Source organism: Phaeobacter sp. CECT 5382, from assembly GCF_001457775.1.
Lineage (GTDB): Bacteria > Pseudomonadota > Alphaproteobacteria > Rhodobacterales > Rhodobacteraceae > Pseudophaeobacter.
In genome coordinates, this window is sequence record NZ_CYSG01000002.1 from 216,195 (window position 1) to 233,792 (window position 17,598).

At 58.6% G+C, this 17,598-nt stretch carries 16 protein-coding genes; 6 read left to right on the top strand and 10 right to left on the bottom strand.

Annotated elements, in window-relative coordinates; all coding sequences use genetic code 11:
* Positions 1-79: 79 nt before the first annotated feature.
* The 3 genes from PH5382_RS02985 to PH5382_RS02995 form a co-directional block, all read right to left on the bottom strand.
* Positions 80-1,735 carry a DUF427 domain-containing protein gene (locus PH5382_RS02985; RefSeq protein WP_058332865.1) on the bottom strand — a complete coding sequence of 552 codons (1,656 nt, stop codon included), beginning with the start codon at positions 1,733-1,735 and terminating at the stop codon, positions 80-82.
* Positions 1,736-2,059: 324 nt separating this feature from the next.
* Positions 2,060-2,761: a winged helix-turn-helix domain-containing protein gene (locus PH5382_RS02990; protein ID WP_058332866.1), complete on the bottom strand. Its 702-nt coding sequence runs from the start codon at positions 2,759-2,761 to the stop codon at positions 2,060-2,062.
* Positions 2,733-3,026, bottom strand: coding sequence for a hypothetical protein (locus PH5382_RS02995; protein ID WP_058333007.1), 294 nt, complete (start codon positions 3,024-3,026; stop codon positions 2,733-2,735). Before PH5382_RS02995 ends, PH5382_RS02990 begins: the two co-directional genes overlap by 29 nt.
* 194 nt (positions 3,027-3,220) lie before the next feature.
* Here PH5382_RS02995 and PH5382_RS03000 point away from each other — a divergent pair, with 194 nt between their 5' ends.
* The 4 genes from PH5382_RS03000 (at position 3,221) to PH5382_RS03015 (ending at position 7,331) form a co-directional block, all read left to right on the top strand.
* On the top strand, positions 3,221-3,727 hold the full coding sequence (locus PH5382_RS03000; protein WP_058332867.1) for a hypothetical protein: 507 nt from the start codon (positions 3,221-3,223) through the stop codon (positions 3,725-3,727).
* A gap of 195 nt (positions 3,728-3,922) precedes the next feature.
* Positions 3,923-4,540: a ribonuclease HII gene (locus PH5382_RS03005; protein ID WP_058332868.1), complete on the top strand. Its 618-nt coding sequence runs from the start codon at positions 3,923-3,925 to the stop codon at positions 4,538-4,540.
* A 111-nt stretch (positions 4,541-4,651) separates the two neighbouring features.
* Complete coding sequence (locus PH5382_RS03010; protein ID WP_058333008.1) at positions 4,652-5,755, top strand: site-specific DNA-methyltransferase; 1,104 nt, start codon at positions 4,652-4,654, stop codon at positions 5,753-5,755.
* 175 nt (positions 5,756-5,930) lie between these two features.
* Positions 5,931-7,331, top strand: coding sequence for an adenylate/guanylate cyclase domain-containing protein (locus PH5382_RS03015; RefSeq protein WP_082645547.1), 1,401 nt, complete (start codon positions 5,931-5,933; stop codon positions 7,329-7,331).
* A 451-nt stretch (positions 7,332-7,782) separates the two neighbouring features.
* Here the strand turns inward: PH5382_RS03015 and PH5382_RS03025 are convergent, their stop codons facing one another.
* Positions 7,783-8,916, bottom strand: coding sequence for an alkane 1-monooxygenase (locus tag PH5382_RS03025; RefSeq protein WP_058332870.1), 1,134 nt, complete (start codon positions 8,914-8,916; stop codon positions 7,783-7,785).
* A gap of 98 nt (positions 8,917-9,014) precedes the next feature.
* A complete protein-coding gene (locus PH5382_RS03030; protein ID WP_058332871.1) occupies positions 9,015-10,106 on the bottom strand; it encodes an A/G-specific adenine glycosylase in 1,092 nt (363 codons plus the stop codon).
* Positions 10,107-10,192: 86 nt separating this feature from the next.
* On the opposite strand from PH5382_RS03030, the gene PH5382_RS03035 reads away from it, so the two are divergent.
* Positions 10,193-10,720, top strand: coding sequence for a DUF721 domain-containing protein (locus tag PH5382_RS03035; RefSeq protein ID WP_058332872.1), 528 nt, complete (start codon positions 10,193-10,195; stop codon positions 10,718-10,720).
* On the top strand, positions 10,717-11,388 hold the full coding sequence (locus PH5382_RS03040) for a DsbA family protein (RefSeq protein ID WP_058332873.1): 672 nt from the start codon (positions 10,717-10,719) through the stop codon (positions 11,386-11,388). The genes PH5382_RS03035 and PH5382_RS03040 overlap by 4 nt, the downstream gene beginning before the upstream one ends.
* Before the next feature lie 100 nt (positions 11,389-11,488).
* Here the strand turns inward: PH5382_RS03040 and lpxK are convergent, their stop codons facing one another.
* From lpxK to PH5382_RS03065, 5 genes are all read right to left on the bottom strand, one after another.
* Positions 11,489-12,493, bottom strand: a complete 1,005-nt coding sequence (gene lpxK, locus PH5382_RS03045) for a tetraacyldisaccharide 4'-kinase (protein WP_058332874.1) — start codon at positions 12,491-12,493, stop codon at positions 11,489-11,491.
* Entirely contained in the window at positions 12,480-13,652 is a 1,173-nt protein-coding gene (locus tag PH5382_RS03050) for a 3-deoxy-D-manno-octulosonic acid transferase (protein WP_058332875.1), read from the bottom strand. The genes lpxK and PH5382_RS03050 overlap by 14 nt, the downstream gene beginning before the upstream one ends.
* Positions 13,653-13,750: 98 nt before the next feature.
* A complete protein-coding gene (locus PH5382_RS03055) occupies positions 13,751-14,560 on the bottom strand; it encodes an inositol monophosphatase family protein (RefSeq protein WP_058332876.1) in 810 nt (269 codons plus the stop codon).
* The gene (locus PH5382_RS03060) at positions 14,547-15,893 is read right to left on the bottom strand and encodes a TldD/PmbA family protein (protein ID WP_058332877.1); all 1,347 of its coding nucleotides are present in this window, start codon (positions 15,891-15,893) and stop codon (positions 14,547-14,549) included. Before PH5382_RS03060 ends, PH5382_RS03055 begins: the two co-directional genes overlap by 14 nt.
* Before the next feature lie 123 nt (positions 15,894-16,016).
* The gene (locus PH5382_RS03065) at positions 16,017-17,537 is read right to left on the bottom strand and encodes a DUF2125 domain-containing protein (RefSeq protein ID WP_058332878.1); all 1,521 of its coding nucleotides are present in this window, start codon (positions 17,535-17,537) and stop codon (positions 16,017-16,019) included.
* Positions 17,538-17,598: the final 61 nt, after the last annotated feature.

Here is a 17,598-nt window from a genome sequence, read left to right on the forward strand (position 1 = left end):
TCTGCAAAACAGCCACAGCCCTTGGGCCCGGCGCCGCCCTACCGGGCGGCGCGCCTGCGTCTGCAACAGGCCAAAGCGGTTATTTGACAATAGTGACAGGCACAGGAGGCGGGCCATCGGCGATCTCGGGCACCCTGGGCAGCGGCGCGGTTTCAAAAGGGCGCACGGCGAAACTTTCGACCGGGGTTGTGACATTGTGCAATTTAAGCGCCCCCAGCGATAACGAATCCCGGTTGCCTTCGGGCAGGCTGTTTTTGCTGACCACGATCTGATGCCCCAGAGTCTTGCCATAATCACCCAGACGGGCGGCTATATTGGCGGCCTGACCGATGACAGTGAAATCCAGCCGCTCGCGCGAGCCGACATTTCCATAGGTGACGGTGCCGTAGGAAATGCCGCTGGCGCAGTGCAGATCCTCCAGTTGATGCGCGGTCGCAATCGCTTCCAGCGCGGGTACGATGCTGCGGGCGGATTTCAGCGCCTGAGCGCGGGCGAGATCGGCATCCGCGCCAGCTGGAAACACCGCCAACACCGCGTCACCGATGAATTTCAGCACCTCGCCGCCATTGTCATGCACGATGGTCGATGCGGTCTCGAAGAACCCATTGAGCAGCTTGATATAGTCACGCCGTCCCAGACGTTCTTCGAGCAGGGTGGAGCCGCGCAGATCGCAGAACATGATGGCGGCATCGATCTCATCGCCTTCGCCGCGGCGGATCTTGCCCCCCAGAACCCGCGCGCCGGTGCGTTTGCCGACATAGGTTTCCAGCAGTGACTGGGCGTTTTCGCGCTGCATGAAGACCTCGTAGTAGCGGGCAATGACGGCGGAGCATTCAAAGATCAGACCGAGGTTGGCCGTGGAAAACCCGTCCGGATGGTCTGAGGCCACGGTGAGCACATTGATTCGCCCGTCGGAAAAGGGCAGCGGCATGGCGACATAATCGGTGGCACCAGCTGCGCGCAGGTCACTGAGGATCGGGAAGGTGTCGTCGGACTGGTCCTGATCTATGCGGTGGCGCACCCCGCCAAGCCCCTTGGAGACATGGCGCAGTGGGCTGGCGTTATAGGCGGGGTGTTCGTAGATTTCATAGCTGGGGGCATAGGTATTCACCTCACCGGTGGCGCGTTCCCAGATGAAATTCTTGCCGGCGATCTGCGGATGCAGCGACCAGGCCAGCACTGAAAGTCGCGACAGATACACCCCCTGTTCCAGTAGCTTGTCCGATAGCGCTTTGGTGAATTCTGCCGGGGTCGGGATGAAAGCTGCCTGGCGCAACAGCCAATCGATGAGTGGACCCGAGATATTACCATATTCCGGCGGTGCGACGCGGTTGTCACCAAGGTCAAATTCAGTCACTTCATCTGGGACAAAACCGACGTGTCCGGCAATCTGCGCCGCCTCTGGCAGGGTGTTCTCATAGACCCAAACCGCATTGTCCAGACGTTCATCCTTGAGCTTCAGATCATGGTAGCAGGCGGTCCCCTTGAAGGGGCAAAAGGTCTGCAGGCCTACCTTGTTCGACAGATCAACCATAAGGTCGGACTTGGGGAAATAGATCGTTGGTGGCAGGCGGGTTTCATACATCACCCGCGCACGACTGCTTTTGGCCAACAGCAGACCATTGCGCCGGACCTGCACTTCGCCGCGCAGGGGTTCGACCAGAATGCCATAGCCACGATTTTGCGGGTCGGACCGATTTGGCCCCGAGTGTCCTGATGGAACATGCACATTCATGAGAGTGTCCTTCGCGTCACCCAGATGCGGGCGCTACCTGTTGGGCGTTGACCTCCCGGAGCCCCTGATGACGTGGTGCGACAGTGACAAGGTTTCTGCAGCACCCGGCCGAAGGATCCAGGTTCGGCCTATATGTGGGGCGGCGACTGGAAATATCCAGTGGCTGGAAGGATCATCTGTGCACAGTCTATGTGTTTAGGCGAGCGTTTCGCCTCAGATCGGAGATTGTCACACAGATGTGTGCAGCCAAAGCCGCTCAGACACGTCAGATCTTGCGCCTTAGATATTTCTGCCCGCGCGTGGTATGCCTTTGTCAGGCGAGGGTCAAACCATGCGGATGACATCCTTGCTGATCGCCAGCACATAGCCGCGTTTGGCAATGTTTTTCACCAATAGCTCGCTGACCATCTGGTTGCCCAGGGTATCGCGCAGCCGTTTGATCCGGGTGGCGCCTGCGGCTTCGTCGCAATCACTGCTGTGTCGGCCAGAGATCACCGATTCGATTTCGGCGCCAGACAGCACGTCATCATCCATGCGAGCTTCGGCCAGGGCTGACAATGTTTCCATCGCAGCCGGGGTCAGCTTGAACCCCATGTTGTTGAGATAAACCGTATGCTCTTCGCGGCTGATCAGGAGTTCGGTGACCTGAATACCAACCCGTTCGATCTGCGCCATGCGTCGGTTGAGGATCACCAGCATGGCCAGTACCACAAGGGCGGCGATCATCATGGCAGTGGCAAAGACCAGCAGCACAAAGATCACAACCCGGTAGCTGGCCAATGTGTCGGCAAACGCAGTGCCTGACTGGGCGAGAATTTCCAGCAGCTTGATCTCGGCTTGGGATGTCAGGTCGTTTTCGACAAAAAGCTGCTCGACCCGGGCGTTAAAGGCATTGGCGTCCGGCAGTGCCAGCAGCAGCACGGTGCCGGCAATGGCCAGCAGTGCTGCGATAAGGGCAATGCCCAAGGCAATGACGCGGCTGCCTGCGGTGCGGGCCTCAGAAACGGAGATAATAGGATCCGGCATTTGCCTTCCTTTGCTGCAAGCCTTCGGGGCCAAAAACCGACATGACATTCAGCAGCGTCCAGCCAGCAGGTGCAATCCGTGCCTGTATTTCATCCTTGGCGGCAGGCTTGGAGCAGCCGCCGCGCAGCTGGATGACACCGTAGTGCAGTTTCAGAGGATTGTTCTGCTTGGCCTTGTAATCAGCATAGCAGTCGGCGGCCCGGGCCGACGCGGCAAACGTCAGAAGCCCCAGGCAGATCAGCGGTATGGCAAGCATGTGTTTCATCAACATACCCTGCGCCGAAGTGGCGCGATATTCAATAACAACAGGGGTTTGATCAGGACGATATTCGATAACAAGGCGATGATATTGCCTGTCTGAGGGAGGCGGGGCGAAGATCAGGGCATAGATTTTGACGCGGCTTTTAAACACCGCACATCGCCAACTGGATAACACCGAAAACTTGGAAAGGTTTCGTCATGACACAGGATATTCGCCCAAAGCAGCACCGCAAATTCATTGCTCTTGTCCTCGCAGCGGCCATGGCTGTGACCGGGGCATCTGCTGTGCCTGCAAAGGCCGGAAATGATGCGGGAAAGGTAATCGCCGGGTTGGCGGTTCTGGGCATTCTTGGTGCGGTTCTTCACGATCATAATACGCGAGACCGCCGGGAAACGGTGACACGACCGCACCATCCACAGCGTCCGCACCGTCCACATGGCGGACACCGGCCGCATCACCCGACGCCAAAGCCGCTGCCGCCGCGTTTCGGGCGCTATGATCTGCCGGCCAAATGCGTCAAGACCTTTCCCCGTTACAGCCGGAACCGCGATCTGGTGGCACGCGGGTGTCTGAAGCGTAACTACCAGTTCGAGCACAAGCTGCCACAGGCCTGTAAAGTGACCTTTTGGAATGGCCAAAAGAACCGCACCGGCTACAAGCCACGCTGCCTGAACAAGCATGGCTACCGCTTGGTCCATCGCTAAGACCGCACTTGTTTGTTGCCAGCCTGTTGTTGACCCGGGCCGGGATCAAGCGTGGCTGTGGTGCAACAATGCGAGCAGAATACGAGCAGACTCACGGGGGCTTCGGCCCCCATTTTTTGCTCTAATTCGCTGCCTTGTCCGTGCCCATCCCTACGCACCCTTGCGAATCCCACCGGTTTTGGCTCTGACAGGGGGATGGAACAGCCAGATACCAGCCTAGAGACCGCCGCCCAAGCCAAGGGTCATTTGAAAATTGCCGGAGTGGACGAGGTCGGACGTGGCCCGCTGGCTGGCCCCGTGACTGCGGCCGCTGTTGTACTCGATATGACGCGCCTGCCAGAAGGGCTGAACGATTCAAAAAAACTCACGGCAAAGAAGCGCGCCAGTCTTGCCCAGCAGATCTGGGCAACGGCAGAAGTGTCAGTCGCCGAGGCCAGCGTCGAAGAGATTGATTCCATTAATATACTCAAGGCTTCGCATCTGGCGATGGAGCGCGCCGTGGCCGCCCTCGATCCGCCCCCGGATTACCTGTTGATCGATGGCAATCTGATCCCAGCCGGCCTCGAAATCCCGTCCGAAGCAGTGGTCAAAGGCGACGGCAAATCAGTCTCGATTGCAGCCGCATCAATCGTGGCAAAAGAGGTGCGCGACAGCCTCATGGTGGATTTGGCGCAACAGTTTCCAGGTTATGGATGGGAGAAGAACGCCGGATATCCTTCAAAGCAACACCGAGAGGCGCTGGTCGAATTGGGGGTGACACCACATCATCGCCGATCCTTCAAGCCGGTACACAAGATATTGTATCAAGAGTGAACCGCAGGCCTCTGATCTAAAAAACAAATTGACCTCGAATCCCGGATGACTCATCCTGTGGATAACCAAAATGAGCGCAAAAATGCGCCGAGTGGTTTTGAGGCAGAGCAAATGACAAAAACAATGACGAAGGGCGCTGAGGCGCTCCCTTTAAACACGATTCTTGACGGCGATTGTATCGACGTGATGGCGGGGTTACCGGACAATTCCGTTGATCTGATTTTTGCGGATCCGCCCTATAATCTACAATTGAAGAACCAGCTGCACCGCCCTGACAACAGCAAGGTCGATGCAGTTGATGATCACTGGGACCAGTTTTCCAGTTTTGCGGCCTATGATGATTTCACCAGTCGCTGGCTGCACCAGGCCCGCCGGATCCTAAAGCCAAATGGCTCGATCTGGGTAATTGGATCTTACCACAACATCTTCCGTGTCGGCACTGCGATGCAGGACGAAGGGTTCTGGATCCTCAATGATGTGGTCTGGCGCAAATCCAACCCGATGCCGAATTTCCGTGGCAAGCGCTACACCAACGCCCATGAGACGATGATCTGGGCGTCTAAATCCGAAGGTGGAAAATATACCTTCAACTACGAAGCCCTGAAGGCGCTAAACGAGGGCATTCAGATGCGCTCGGACTGGGTGCTGCCGATCTGCACCGGCCATGAGCGTCTGAAAGACGAAAACGGTGACAAGGCGCATCCGACGCAGAAACCGGAATCGCTGCTGCATCGTATCCTCGTGGGCTCGACCAATCCTGGCGATGTGGTGCTTGATCCCTTCTTTGGCACTGGCACAACTGGCGCAGTTGCCAAGATGCTGGGCCGTGAATTCATCGGCATCGAGCAGGAAGAAAGCTATCGCAAGGTGGCGACCCAGCGCATAAAATCTGTGCGCAAATTCGACCGCGAAGCCCTGCAGGTTTCCGCCAGCAAACGTGCCGAACCCCGGGTGCCCTTTGGCCAGCTGGTCGAGCGCGGCATGTTGCGCCCCGGAGATGAGCTCTATTCGATGAACCAGCGCCATAAGGCCAAGGTCCGCGCCGATGGAACCCTGATCGGGGACAATATCAAAGGTTCGATCCATCAGGTTGGAGCCCACTTGGAAAATGCGCCCTCTTGCAATGGCTGGACCTATTGGTGCTTTAAACGGGATGGAAAAACCGTGCCAATCGATGTGCTGCGTCAGCAAATCAGGGCTGAAATGCAGAACTGATCTTAGCTGCCCTTTCCAAAAACCTATGAGAGTAAACCACCGTCACTTGTGCTTGGTCACAAGTGACGCACCTTGCCCCGCCCTATGGCGGGGCTTTTTTCGTACAGGTGTTTGCTTTGGGGATGTATGCTGCCCTGTGACGACCTATCTACGGGTCAGCTAAAAGGACCGCTTTATGACCGAAACTGCTGTGCCCGCATCCAAACCCAAGATCGGTGGTTTTGTTCAAGAGCTCGATCTGAGCCGCGACCGGGAAAATCCGCCGGAGACCCAATACGTGATTGCGGCGCTGGAGAACCACAAAAGAGAAGGGCTGGAATTGGCGGTCAGAGCCCGCTGGATCGCCATGTCGATCTTTGCGGTTTTCGTGGCCTTGGTTCATCCACAGTTCGAGGTCATCTATCATATCGGTATCATGGCGCTGCTTTGCCTGAACGGCTGGTTCATGCAGCGGGTCGGGCGTGTTGGGCGGTCGCGGATGGAACTGCTGCTGATCTTTGTCGACCTTCTTTTGATGACCGTGGGCATGGTGGGACCAAACCCGCTAAGCGTTGATGCCATGCCACTGGCGATGCAATACCGGCTTGAAAACTTTATCTATTTCTTTGTCATTCTTTCTGTTGCCACCATGGCCTATTCGTGGCGGACGGTGATTGCTATCGGGGTCTGGACACTGGTCATGTGGATGACGGCCCTGGCGCTCTTGTGGTGGTTTACGACGCCGACACCGGGCCTGACGGAGGCCGCAGCAGACGCCTTTGGTGCGAGCTCAGATCTTTTCAAGTTTCTGGATCCCAATGACTTTATGGTTCAGCTGCGGGTGCAGGAGGTCATAGTCTTTCTCATCGTTGCCATCACGCTTGGTGTTTCCGTGCGCCGGACCAGCCGGTTGTTGTTGGACAATGCGGGGCTGGAGCGTGAGCGTGCCAATCTGTCACGATACTTTTCGCCAAATGTGGTGGCGCAGCTGTCGCAAAATGATGAGCCTCTGAAACAGGTGCGGATCGAAAATGTTGCAATCCTGTTTATCGATATCGTTGGCTTTACCCGCATGGCTGCAGGACGCGACCCTCATGAGGTGATTGCTCTGCTGCGGGAGTTCCATGGCCGCATGGAGCGCGAAGTCTTTCGCCACAATGGCACGCTGGACAAATATCTTGGCGACGGGTTGATGGCGACTTTTGGCACACCCACAGCCGGTGAGCGTGATGCCAGCAACGCATTGGACTGTGCTCGGGCAATGCAGCAATCACTGAACAACTGGAACCGGGACCGTCGGCGCCTAGGCGAGGCGGAGATCAAGGTCGGCATCGGCATACACTATGGCGAAACCCTGCTGGGTGATATCGGGGCCAACCGGTTGGAGTATGCCGTGATCGGGACAGCCGTGAATGTTGCTGCCCGCCTTGAGGAAATGACGCGTGAGCTTCAAGCCGCAATTGTCATGAGCGATGATCTGCGCCTGCAAGCCCTGCGGGAAGAGGCAGATGGCGATCTGACAAAAGGGTTTGAGTGCCATCCGGACCAGGCAGTGCGTGGCCTGGACGATCCAATGAAAGTTTGGGCCAAACACTGAAATTCTTGGGTTGCCAAGCTTTGTTCGATATGCAACCTAAAGAGGGTCTCATTTTGAGATCACCTTGCGTCCTTTCGGGATGCCGGGTTATCCCCCGAAGCACGGCTATCTTGGCGCAAACCAACCAGCCGGTGGGAGATGATCATGACCACCTGACGGGCCATTTCGGCATCCCGGGTGGCCAAGATCAGGCGTATAGGGGCGACGCCATGGTAAGGCGTTTTAAAATCATGACAGGCCGTGTTTCTGGTCAGCTGACGTAATATGGTGTGCTGAGACGGGGTAGGGTCCGTCCAAGACATTACCACGTACAGCCCATCATTGGGTCGCCTTAGGGCTGGCCCGAAAAGAACCCTGGCTCTGTTCTTGAGGGGGCATCCAGGGTTCTTTTCACTTTTGCCTTTCCCTCTGTTGTGCCTTTTGCCGCAGTCTTTGACTGGGGTGTGCAGGGTTATCCAGTTGGCGGGTTTCGCGCCTTGTTGTAGGCGCTCCAATCGGAGATTTCCGGATAGTACATCTGCCGCCATCGCCGAACCTTCGGATTCATGATCCGGCGCCACAACGGTGGAAACATCGCAGCCACCGTCATCACCGGATAGCCATAGGGCAGTTGCGGCGCTTCCGTTGCAGTATAAGTCTGCAGCAAGGGAAAACGCCGGTCGGGGCGATAGTGGTGGTCCGAGTGACGCTGCAGGTTGATGAGCAACCAGTTTGATGCCTTGTGCGATGCATTCCAGGAATGATGGGGTCGCACATGTTCGTATTTGCCCCCACCCAGATGTTTGCGTGTCAGCCCGTAGTGTTCGACATAGTTCACCAGCTCCAGCTGCCAGATAGCGACCCCGGCCTGCACCAAAAACAGCAGGACCCCGGAAAACCCACCCAGCAGCAGCGCGAGCAACAGCATGGTGGCTTGTAGGATCCAGTAGCGAAAGAAGGGGTTCGTCCTATCCGTCCAGATCAGGTTCCTTTTGGCCAGTTTTTCCTGTTCGGCGCGAAAGGCAGAGTGCCAGCACTGCCGTAACACGCGGGGATAGAACCGGTGAAAGCCTTCGTTGTAGCGGGCCGTGACCGGATCACGGGGGGTGCCGACATAGCGGTGATGCACCAGCAGATGCTCGGACCGGAAATGTGAATAAAGCACCATGGCCAGCAGAATATCCGCGAGCCATCGCTCCAGTCGGCTCTTTTGATGCATCAGCTCGTGGCTGTAATTGATGCCGACAGTTCCGGTGACAACACCAACCCCAAAGAAGACCCCGAATTTCTCCCAGCCGTTCAAATGCTCTGCGGGGCTGACATAGGCGAGCAGGCCAAACAGGGTCAGAAATTGCAAGGGCACCCAGGCAGAGGTCAGCCAGCGATACCAGAACAGATCTTCGTCAGGTGTTTGCGTGTCCGCGTTTTCCAGATTCAGACCAAAGACACCATCAAGAACGGCAAAGAGATACCAGGTCACCGAAGGCGGCAGCAGAATCGTCCAGCCGCCCCAAATGGCCGCGATCCACACCAGTGGCAGCAGCAGAAAGGACATCCAGAACGGCAGCGCAGATTGCCAGCGCGACAGAGTTTCAGAAGCAATCATAATGCACCTCCAAAAGGTGAGGCAGCAGAGGTGGGCCTCGATAGGATTCCCAAGTTAGGATAGGCCCGTTGAATGCGAAACCCAAGTGCCGCAAACAGCTATTGCTGTGACGCAGTGAGCAGATCCGTCTGCCCCTTCCACAGATCAAAGGCCTTGCGCATGACGGTGGGCAGATCCGTTGGGCGAAAGTCATGCCGTGGCAGAATTTCCTGGCCCTCCTGTGCAGTGAATTCAGGGGGTAGCTCTGCCAGCATGACACGCAGAATCAGGTGGAAATGGGTAAAGGTGTGGCGCACCTCAGCGCCCAAGTCCTGCCAGTCGGCTTCAAACGGGGCTTTGGGGCTTGGGGCTTCGTTCCAGTCGGATCCGGGCCAGCCGAGCATGCCACCCAATAGCCCTTTGTCGGGGCGGCGCTCCAGCAGCCAGTCGCCACTGGCGCTGCGGGCAAGATAGACAATGCCCAGCCGGGTTGGTTTTGGCTGCTTCGGGGTTTTCTTTGGCAGCTCCGTGGCGGTGCCCGCAACACGGGCCAGACAGGGCGCGCGCCAGGGGCAGATGCCACAGGCTGGGTTCTTGGGGGTGCAAAGCGTGGCTCCCAGATCCATCACCGCCTGGGCATAGTCGCCCGGGCGCTGCGTCGGGGTCAGGGCGGCGGCATGGGCTTTGAGTTCCGATTTGACACCAGGAAGCGGTGCGTGAACGTCATGTAGCCTTGCCATCACCCGTTCGACATTGCCATCCAGCACGGTCTCGACCTGATCAAAGGCGATCGAGGCCACGGCGGCCGCGGTATAGGGGCCGATACCGGGAAGTTTGAGCAGCGCCTCGTAGCTGCCAGGAAACACGCCCTCGAGATCGTTGGCCACCACGCGGGCGCATTTCAGCAGGTTACGGGCGCGGGCGTAATAGCCAAGCCCGGCCCATTCCCCCATCACATCGGCATCTTCGGCGGCGGCAAGGTCTGCCACAGTGGGCCAGCGGCGGGTGAAACGCTGGAAATAGTCGGTCACGGCGGCAACGGTGGTCTGTTGCAGCATCACTTCGCTCAGCCAGATCCGATAAGGATCGGGCACCACGCCTGCGGCGCGATCTGCGGGGGAAACCCGCCAGGGCATGGCGCGGGCATTGTGATCATACCAGGCCAAAAGCTGCTGGTTCAAATCCGCGTCGTCGCTGTTCAGGTCACGCATTCTTTACCCCTCTGACGTGGTGGTTTTGCTGGCCAAGGTATTCCGGCTCTTTACAATAGGGCGGGTAGTCACGCAAAACCACAGTCATGGCATTCAGACGCAGCACCACACGCGGGTTCGCACGAACCTCCCGTCTGCTCAATGAGCAAATTCGCAAGGCCGGTGAAAGCCGTGGCTTTGCGGTGTCGCGTCTGCTGACCCATTGGGAGGAAATCGCCGGTACTGATATTGCTGCTATCGCGCGGCCGGTAAAGGTCGGCTATGGGCGCAGCGCCTTTGGGGCCACGTTGACGGTGCTGACGACCGGCGCTCATGCCCCGATGCTGGAGATGCAAAAGGAACAGCTGCGCGCCAAGGTGAATGCGGTCTATGGCTATAATGCCATTTCCAAAGTTTGGATCACCCAGACTGCTCCGACGGGATTTTCCGACGGCCAGGTAGAATTCAAATACGCCCCCAAGGTGCAAAAGCCACTGCAGGCTGATCCCAAAGATCAGGCCGAGGCGGCGCAGGCCGCCGAAGGGGTTGAAAACGAAGATCTGCGCGCCGCGCTTGAGCGGTTGGGGCGCAATGTGCTGACAAAACAAAAAACTCAACGAAAGGGGTATGAATGACCCGTCTCATGTCTGGTGTTTTTGCTGCGGTGGCGCTTGCTGCCGGGGCCTATGCCGTCACTGGCTATAACAGCCAAAGCCGTCTGCCCGAAAATCCGCTGATCGGTGCTGCCTTCGCCCAAGAGGCCGAAGTGGACACCTCGACCATCACCGAAATGGTCATGGGCGCCGAGGATGCGCCGGTCACAATGATCGAATACGCATCCTATACCTGCCCGCATTGCGCCACGTTCCATAACGGTGTCTTCAAGCAGTTGAAAGAAGACTACATCGATACCGGCAAGGTGAAATTCATCTACCGTGAGGTCTATTTTGACCGCTACGGCCTTTGGGCTTCGATGATTGCACGTTGTGCAGGCCCGGAGAAATTTTTTGGAATCAATGATTTGATCTTCAAGGGGCAATCCGAATGGGCCCGTGCCGGTGGTGCCTCCGAGATCACCGATGAGTTGCGCAAAATTGGCCGTCTCGCTGGACTGGAGAACGACACGCTCGAGGCCTGTCTGCAAGACGGCACCAAGGCGCAAACTCTGGTCAGCTGGTATCAGGAAAACGCCGAAGAGCACGGGATCGAATCGACGCCTTCCTTTATTTTGAACGGCACCAAGATCGAAAATCAGTCCTACGCAGAGTTCAAAGCACTGATCGACGCCGAGCTGGACAGCTAAGCCGGTCTGTCGGCTGTCAAAACGCATTCAAGGATGAAAAAGGCCCGGGGGAAACCTCGGGCTTTTTTGTGTCGTTATGCTGTGTAGCGCACAACAGAATTTATGGCGGTGGGGGTGCAATGGCACGCAGGCGTGCGCTCAGCGCATCTTCGCCTTCGATCTGCAGGCGCACGGGCAGGGTGACTACCTTATGGCGAAAACTCTGGGGCAGGCGCACCGCATCTTTTTCGGTGGTGACCAATTGTGCACCGCGCAGCCGTGCTTCGGTTTCGAGCCGGGTCAGCAAGGTGGTGGATAGCCGTTGGTGATCTTCTAGGGCTTCGGCATGGATGATATTGGCGCCGAGCCGACGCAGCGTATCAAAGAATTTCTGCGGATAGCCAATGCCGGCAAAGGCCAAAACTGGCGTATCCTGCCAGGGCATGCCGGTCTGCAAAGGCTCCAGCGCTGCGGTGACATGCGGTTTACCCAGCAGGGCGCCGCTCCAGATCCGGACGAACTCCGCCTGCGCCGCCGCGTTCCCGATCGATAGCACCAGATCTGCGCGGGCAAGGCCCACTGGCACGGGTTCGCGCAAGGGGCCGGAGGGCAGGCAGCGCCCATTGCCAAAACCACGCTTGGCGTCCACCACGACAATCGACAGGTCCTTTGTCACGCCCGGGTTTTGAAACCCGTCATCCAGCAAGATGACCGTGGCGCCTGCCGATTCGGCGGCCTGAACCCCGAGGGCGCGATCCCTGGAAACCCAGACCTCACCAAAGGCGGCCAGCAGCAAAGGTTCATCGCCGCAATCGGCGGCGCTGTGGCGACCGGGGTCCACGGCCACTGGCCCTTCGAGCCGCCCACCGTAGCCACGACTGACCACATGCGGGTCGTGCCCCATGTTGCGTAGGTGCTCCACCAGCCAGATCACCGTCGGGGTCTTGCCAGTGCCCCCGGCATTCAGGTTGCCGACGCAGATCACCGGAACCGAGGATGTGTAGCCGGTCCCTGCCCGTAGGCGACGTGCGGTGGCCTGCGCATAGATCCAGCCCAATGGGGCCAGCAGGCTGGCGCGCAGATCAAAGTCTTTGGGAGGCTTATTCCAAAATTCAGGGGGCCGCATTTTGCTCCTCGCGTAGGTCCAGAATATCCTGGACCCTATCTATCAGTTGATCGGTCATGGCGGCCCCTTCGGTCACGGCATTCCAGCCGGTCAGTGCCATTTCCGCTGCCATGTCTGGTGCGGACAGGTGGATGACCATTTCGGCCAGCTCCTGTGGGCTCTTGATCCGCTCGGACGCGCCAATTGCGCCAAGCCGGGCGTAAATGTCCCGATGCTGGCCCGTGCCCGGTCCATGCAGCACTACAGAGCCAAGCGCCAGCGCATCCAGTGGGCTTTGGCCGGGCATTTGCGGCATCATGCTGTTGGCCAGAAATGAAACCGGAGCAACCCGGTACCACAGGCCCAGTTCTTCACAATCGACCAACAGGACCTGGGTATAGTCATCCGGCTCTTCTCCTGCGGTCCAATCGGCGCATTGCAGGCCGCTGGCCCGCAGCAGGCTGCGCGCCCGGGCATGACAGTCGGGACTGTCGATGGCGACCACCAGCAACAATCGGTGCAGCAGTCTGAGTGCAATGCGATGCGCATCCAGCAGGGTGGGGATCTCTTTCAGCTGTGCATGGGCCGCCAGCCAGACCGGGCGGCTGGCCAGGCTCTGTTGCAGGGCATTCAGGTCTTCTTGCAGACATCCGGGGGGCAGGGTCGAAATCCGCAGGGGCGGCGCCAGCAGCAGGCGGTCTTCGGCCAGATCACCGCGCAGCAACTGATTGCGCACCGCCACCGAAGGCGTCAGCACAGTTTCAAAAGTGCTGAACATGCGGTGGCGCTGATCCGGCAGCCAGCGCAGCTTGCGGGTTGGCAGCTCATCTTCGCGGATATCGATCAGCAGGGCAGAAACGCGTTGATCGCGCATCTGTCGCAACACGCCTCGGCGCAGATTTCCCCCGGCCCAGAGGCAGAGATCCGGCCGCCAATGGCTGAGAAATGATTTTGCTTCAACAGTTTGGTCCTCCGGCAGTGTACCAAGGGCAAAATCGCAGCCGTCGGCCAGAGGGATATCGCCCATCTCCGCTTCCCAGGTGGCGATCACAACTAGGTCCGGGCGCATGGCCTTCAAACGGTGCCCGATATCGCAGAGCGCCAGATAGCGCTCGATATTGGTCGCATGCAGCCAAAGCACTTCGCCCTCGGGGCGGGGAGGCAGCGCGGGCTCAGCCATGAGAAAACGACTGGCGCAAACGCAGGCCAAAAGACTGGGCCTGTGACTGGGCCTGTGACTGGGGCTGTGACTGGGCCTGTGACGGGGGACACATCCGGTCAGTACCGCCCGGGAATGCCGGGGCCTTGTGGTTCCAGCCCGGCCAGCAGTACCTGATGCACGTCGGGGGCGGCTGCAAGTACACCATCCAGCAACGGGGTCGCATTGTTGAAACGCAGACCCGTGCCGTGGCGATCCGTGGTGACGCCGCCAGCTTCGCGCAGCAGCAGATCCCCGGCGGCAATATCCCATTCCCAGCTGCGGCGCAGCGTCAGCATGGCGCCGTAGCCGCCATCGGCCACCCGCGCCAAACGATAGGCCAGAGAAGGGCGGTAGCTGCGCAAGAATTCCGGCGCGCTGCCACCGCGCCAATGTTTACTGTCGAGATTTGGTTTGGCTGTCAGGACCTTGGTCTGAGGCAGCTCTGTCGGTGGGGTAACTGACACAGGCTGGCCATTGCAAAAGGCACCCTGTCCCTTGGCGGCGGAATACAACAACTCACGTTTTGGCAGGTAGATGACTGCGGCGATGACCTCGCCGCGTTCTGCCACGGCCAGCGAATGGGCCCAGGTTCGCGACCCTTCGGCAAAGCTGCGGGTGCCATCAATCGGGTCGATAATAAAGACGCGATCCCGGCCTAGGCGCTCCTGGCTGTCTTCGCTCTCTTCTGACAGCCAGCCATAGTTGGGCCGCGCCTGGGGCAGCATGTCTTCTAGCATGGCATTCACGGCCAGATCGGCCTCGGTAACGGGCCCCTGATCATCCGGTTTGTCCCAGCGTTTTGCATCCGGGCCAGAGTATTTCAGGGCGATGTCACCGGCGGCCTCGGCCGCCTGGATTAACAGGGCGAGGTCTTCAGCTGCCGGCAAGGGTCATTCCTTCGACCAGAAGCGAGGGCACCACGCGCGACAGGTAATCACGTGCGTCATTGGCGGGGATGATCCCCTTGAGCATATCGAGCAGGTTACCCGCAATGGTGCATTCGTTGACCGGATAGGCGATTTCGCCATTCTCGATCCAATAGCCGGAGGCACCGCGTGAATAGTCCCCGGTGTTGGGGTTGATGGTGGACCCGATGAGCGATGTCACCAGCAAGCCTGTGCCCATGCCCGAGATGAGATCATCGCGGCTTTGCTCACCCGGTGTCAGGGCAATGTTCCAGTTCGAGGGCGACGGAACCGATCCAATGCCGCGCGCTGCATTGCCGGTGCTTTGTAGGCCAAGTTTCTTGGCAGAGGCCAGATCCAGGGTCCAGCCGGTCAGCACACCGTCCTGAATAATGGCGCGGCGGCGGGTGGCCAGACCTTCGCCATCAAAGGGACGCGAGCCCGAAATACGGGGGCGATGCGGGTCTTCGATCACTGATAGGGCTTCTGGCAGGATCTGCTGCCCCAGACTGTCTTTCAACCAGGAGGAGCCACGCGCAATGGCGGCCCCATTTGCGGCGGCCAGAAGGTGCCCAATCAAAGACGAGGAAATGCGTTCGTCAAACAGCACCGGATAGCTGCCGGTCTGTGGGCGCCGCGCATCCAGCCGGGCCACTGCGCGCTCACCTGCAATGCGACCGATGTCGCCGGGACTGCGCAGATCGGCCTGAAAGGTGCGGGAATCGCCGTCGTAATCGCGCTCCATCCCGGCGCCGGTGCCGGCGATCCCGGTGCAGGAAATTGACCGGCCGGTGCGCTGATAGCCGCCAGAAAACCCGTTGGTGGTTGCCAGATAGATGGCGTGATGGCCGTATCCGGCTGCGGCGGCTTGCACCTGGCTGATGCCGTCGATGGCCTGACAGGCGGCTTCGGCCTCCAAGGCGTCGCGTTGCAAAGCATCGGGGGCGGGCTCGTCGCTGGGGTCACACAGCTCAAGTGCGTCAAGATCCCAGTCTTGTGCCAGCTGATCAGCCGAGGCCAGCCCGGTATAGGGATCTTCTGGGGCTTCGCGGGCCATGGCCACGGCGCGTTCGGCCATGGCAGCCAGGGTTTCGGGGCGACTGTCCGATGAGGAGACCTGCGCCTGACGCTGACCGATGAAGACCCGCAGACCCAGATCGGTGCCCTCGGAGCGTTCCGCATGTTCCAGCTTGCCTTCGCGCACTTCGATGCTGAGAGAGCGACCCTCGGCGGCCATGGCATCGGCAGCATCAGCCCCGGCACGTTTGGCGGCGTCAATCAGGGCTTGGCATAGCGTTTGCGGAGACTGGGTCATGGGCACCTACTCTATTTGGATTGCTACAAGAGCTAGCCAGAGCGGCGCGCTGCTGCAAGGGCACGGCACGAAAAAGGGCCGCAGATTGCGGCCCTCAGGGATGATTTCACAGGAAACCAGCTCTTATTTGATGCGCTGGCCATTGGCGTGGATCTGGCCGTCCTCGGAGACCTTGATTTCCGAGGTCAGGGTATCTTCGCCCTCACCGGGCACGCCGAACATGCCCATCATCATCCGTGCGCCCATGGCATCGCTGTCGCTGACCAAGCCCATTTTGATAAGATTGTCGATCAGACCATTGGCCCCTTCGAGTTTGAGATTGGCCACACCATCCGGGGCAGGCATGCCGTCATAGGTGTCAAGATCGGCATTGTTGAAGGTGAAGTCACCGGTGCCTGTCAGTTTGGCACCCGCTGCAGAAACCAGCAGCTGCTTAATGCTGACGGCGTTCAGCTCTCCGGGTTCCTGATCGCCGCGCTCAAGGCCTTCGAGGGCCTTTGCGTCAAACAGGTCAAGTAGCAGTTTGCCCTTGCCAGCGAGATCCAGGACAATTGTTGCCGGGTCATGTGGCAGGGTGCCGGTGGGATCAACCATACCCCAGAGCATTTCAGGAACTGCAAAGTCACGCAGTGTCACGCCCAAGGCAAAATCCTGTTCAGTGTCGGACTGGCTAACTGGCATCAAGAGCTTGAAGCCGGTTTCGGCCATGGTCAGCGCCAGCGGAAAGGGGATTTCTGATCCAGAAACGTTTAGGCTGATACCCTGTTGTTTTACATCGTAAGACAGGCCGTCTTGGCTCATGGCCATAGCAATATCACCACCGGTGGAGCTGCTTTGAAGATCGAAACTGTCGCTGCCAGTGACGCTGACGTTCGTGTTGCCGCCTGCATGGGCAAAAGTGCCGTCAAAGCCAAAGCCAGCTTTGATCAGATCCGACATCTGAGGGTTCTTCAGGCCATTTGGCACAACGCTGGTGCCGGCAAAGGTCAATTTGGACATTGCCCCAGTTACGGTGCCGCTGTCTGCCGATTCCGGATCCTTGAAGCTAAAGTCATATTTGACGTCGGCAATGGTCATGGTCTGATCATAGCTGCGCAGATCCGCGATTTGCATGTTGGTTCTGGTGGCGACGTCGCTAAACACCACGCTGGCCTTTACCAGATCATCTGGGACGTCTTCGCCGGTGGCTTCGATCTTGTTCAGCGTCATGGTGACCTTGCTCGAGGCATAGTCATAGGCCATGGCTGAGGTATCGCCGGACACCACCATTGGCGCACCGTCATGCGAAAAAAGGATCTCTACCGAGAATTTTTCTTTGTCATCTGAACCAACAAAGGACATCGGAAATTCTTTTGGCAGCAGCATATTGACGGTGCCGTCGCCGTTTTCGACAAACTTGATTTCGGGCATCATAAACCCGCCGGTCGCATCCTCTTCGGGGATCGGCATGGTCATGGTGATATCGCTGACGGTGAGGGTATTGCCCGACATGCTTTCGGTGCCGGTGACTGTGTAGCCGGTGCCGGTCATATAGGCTTTCCAGTCAGACCAGACATCCTGGGCGCTGACATCTGCAAATGCACCTTGGGCGGAAATAATCAGGATTGCAGCAGCGCTACTGCTGCGTGCGAGGAAAACTGACATAGGATAACCTTTCTGCATATCTGCAAATTCAATGGCCCGTATGGTCGACTGCGTGCTTCCC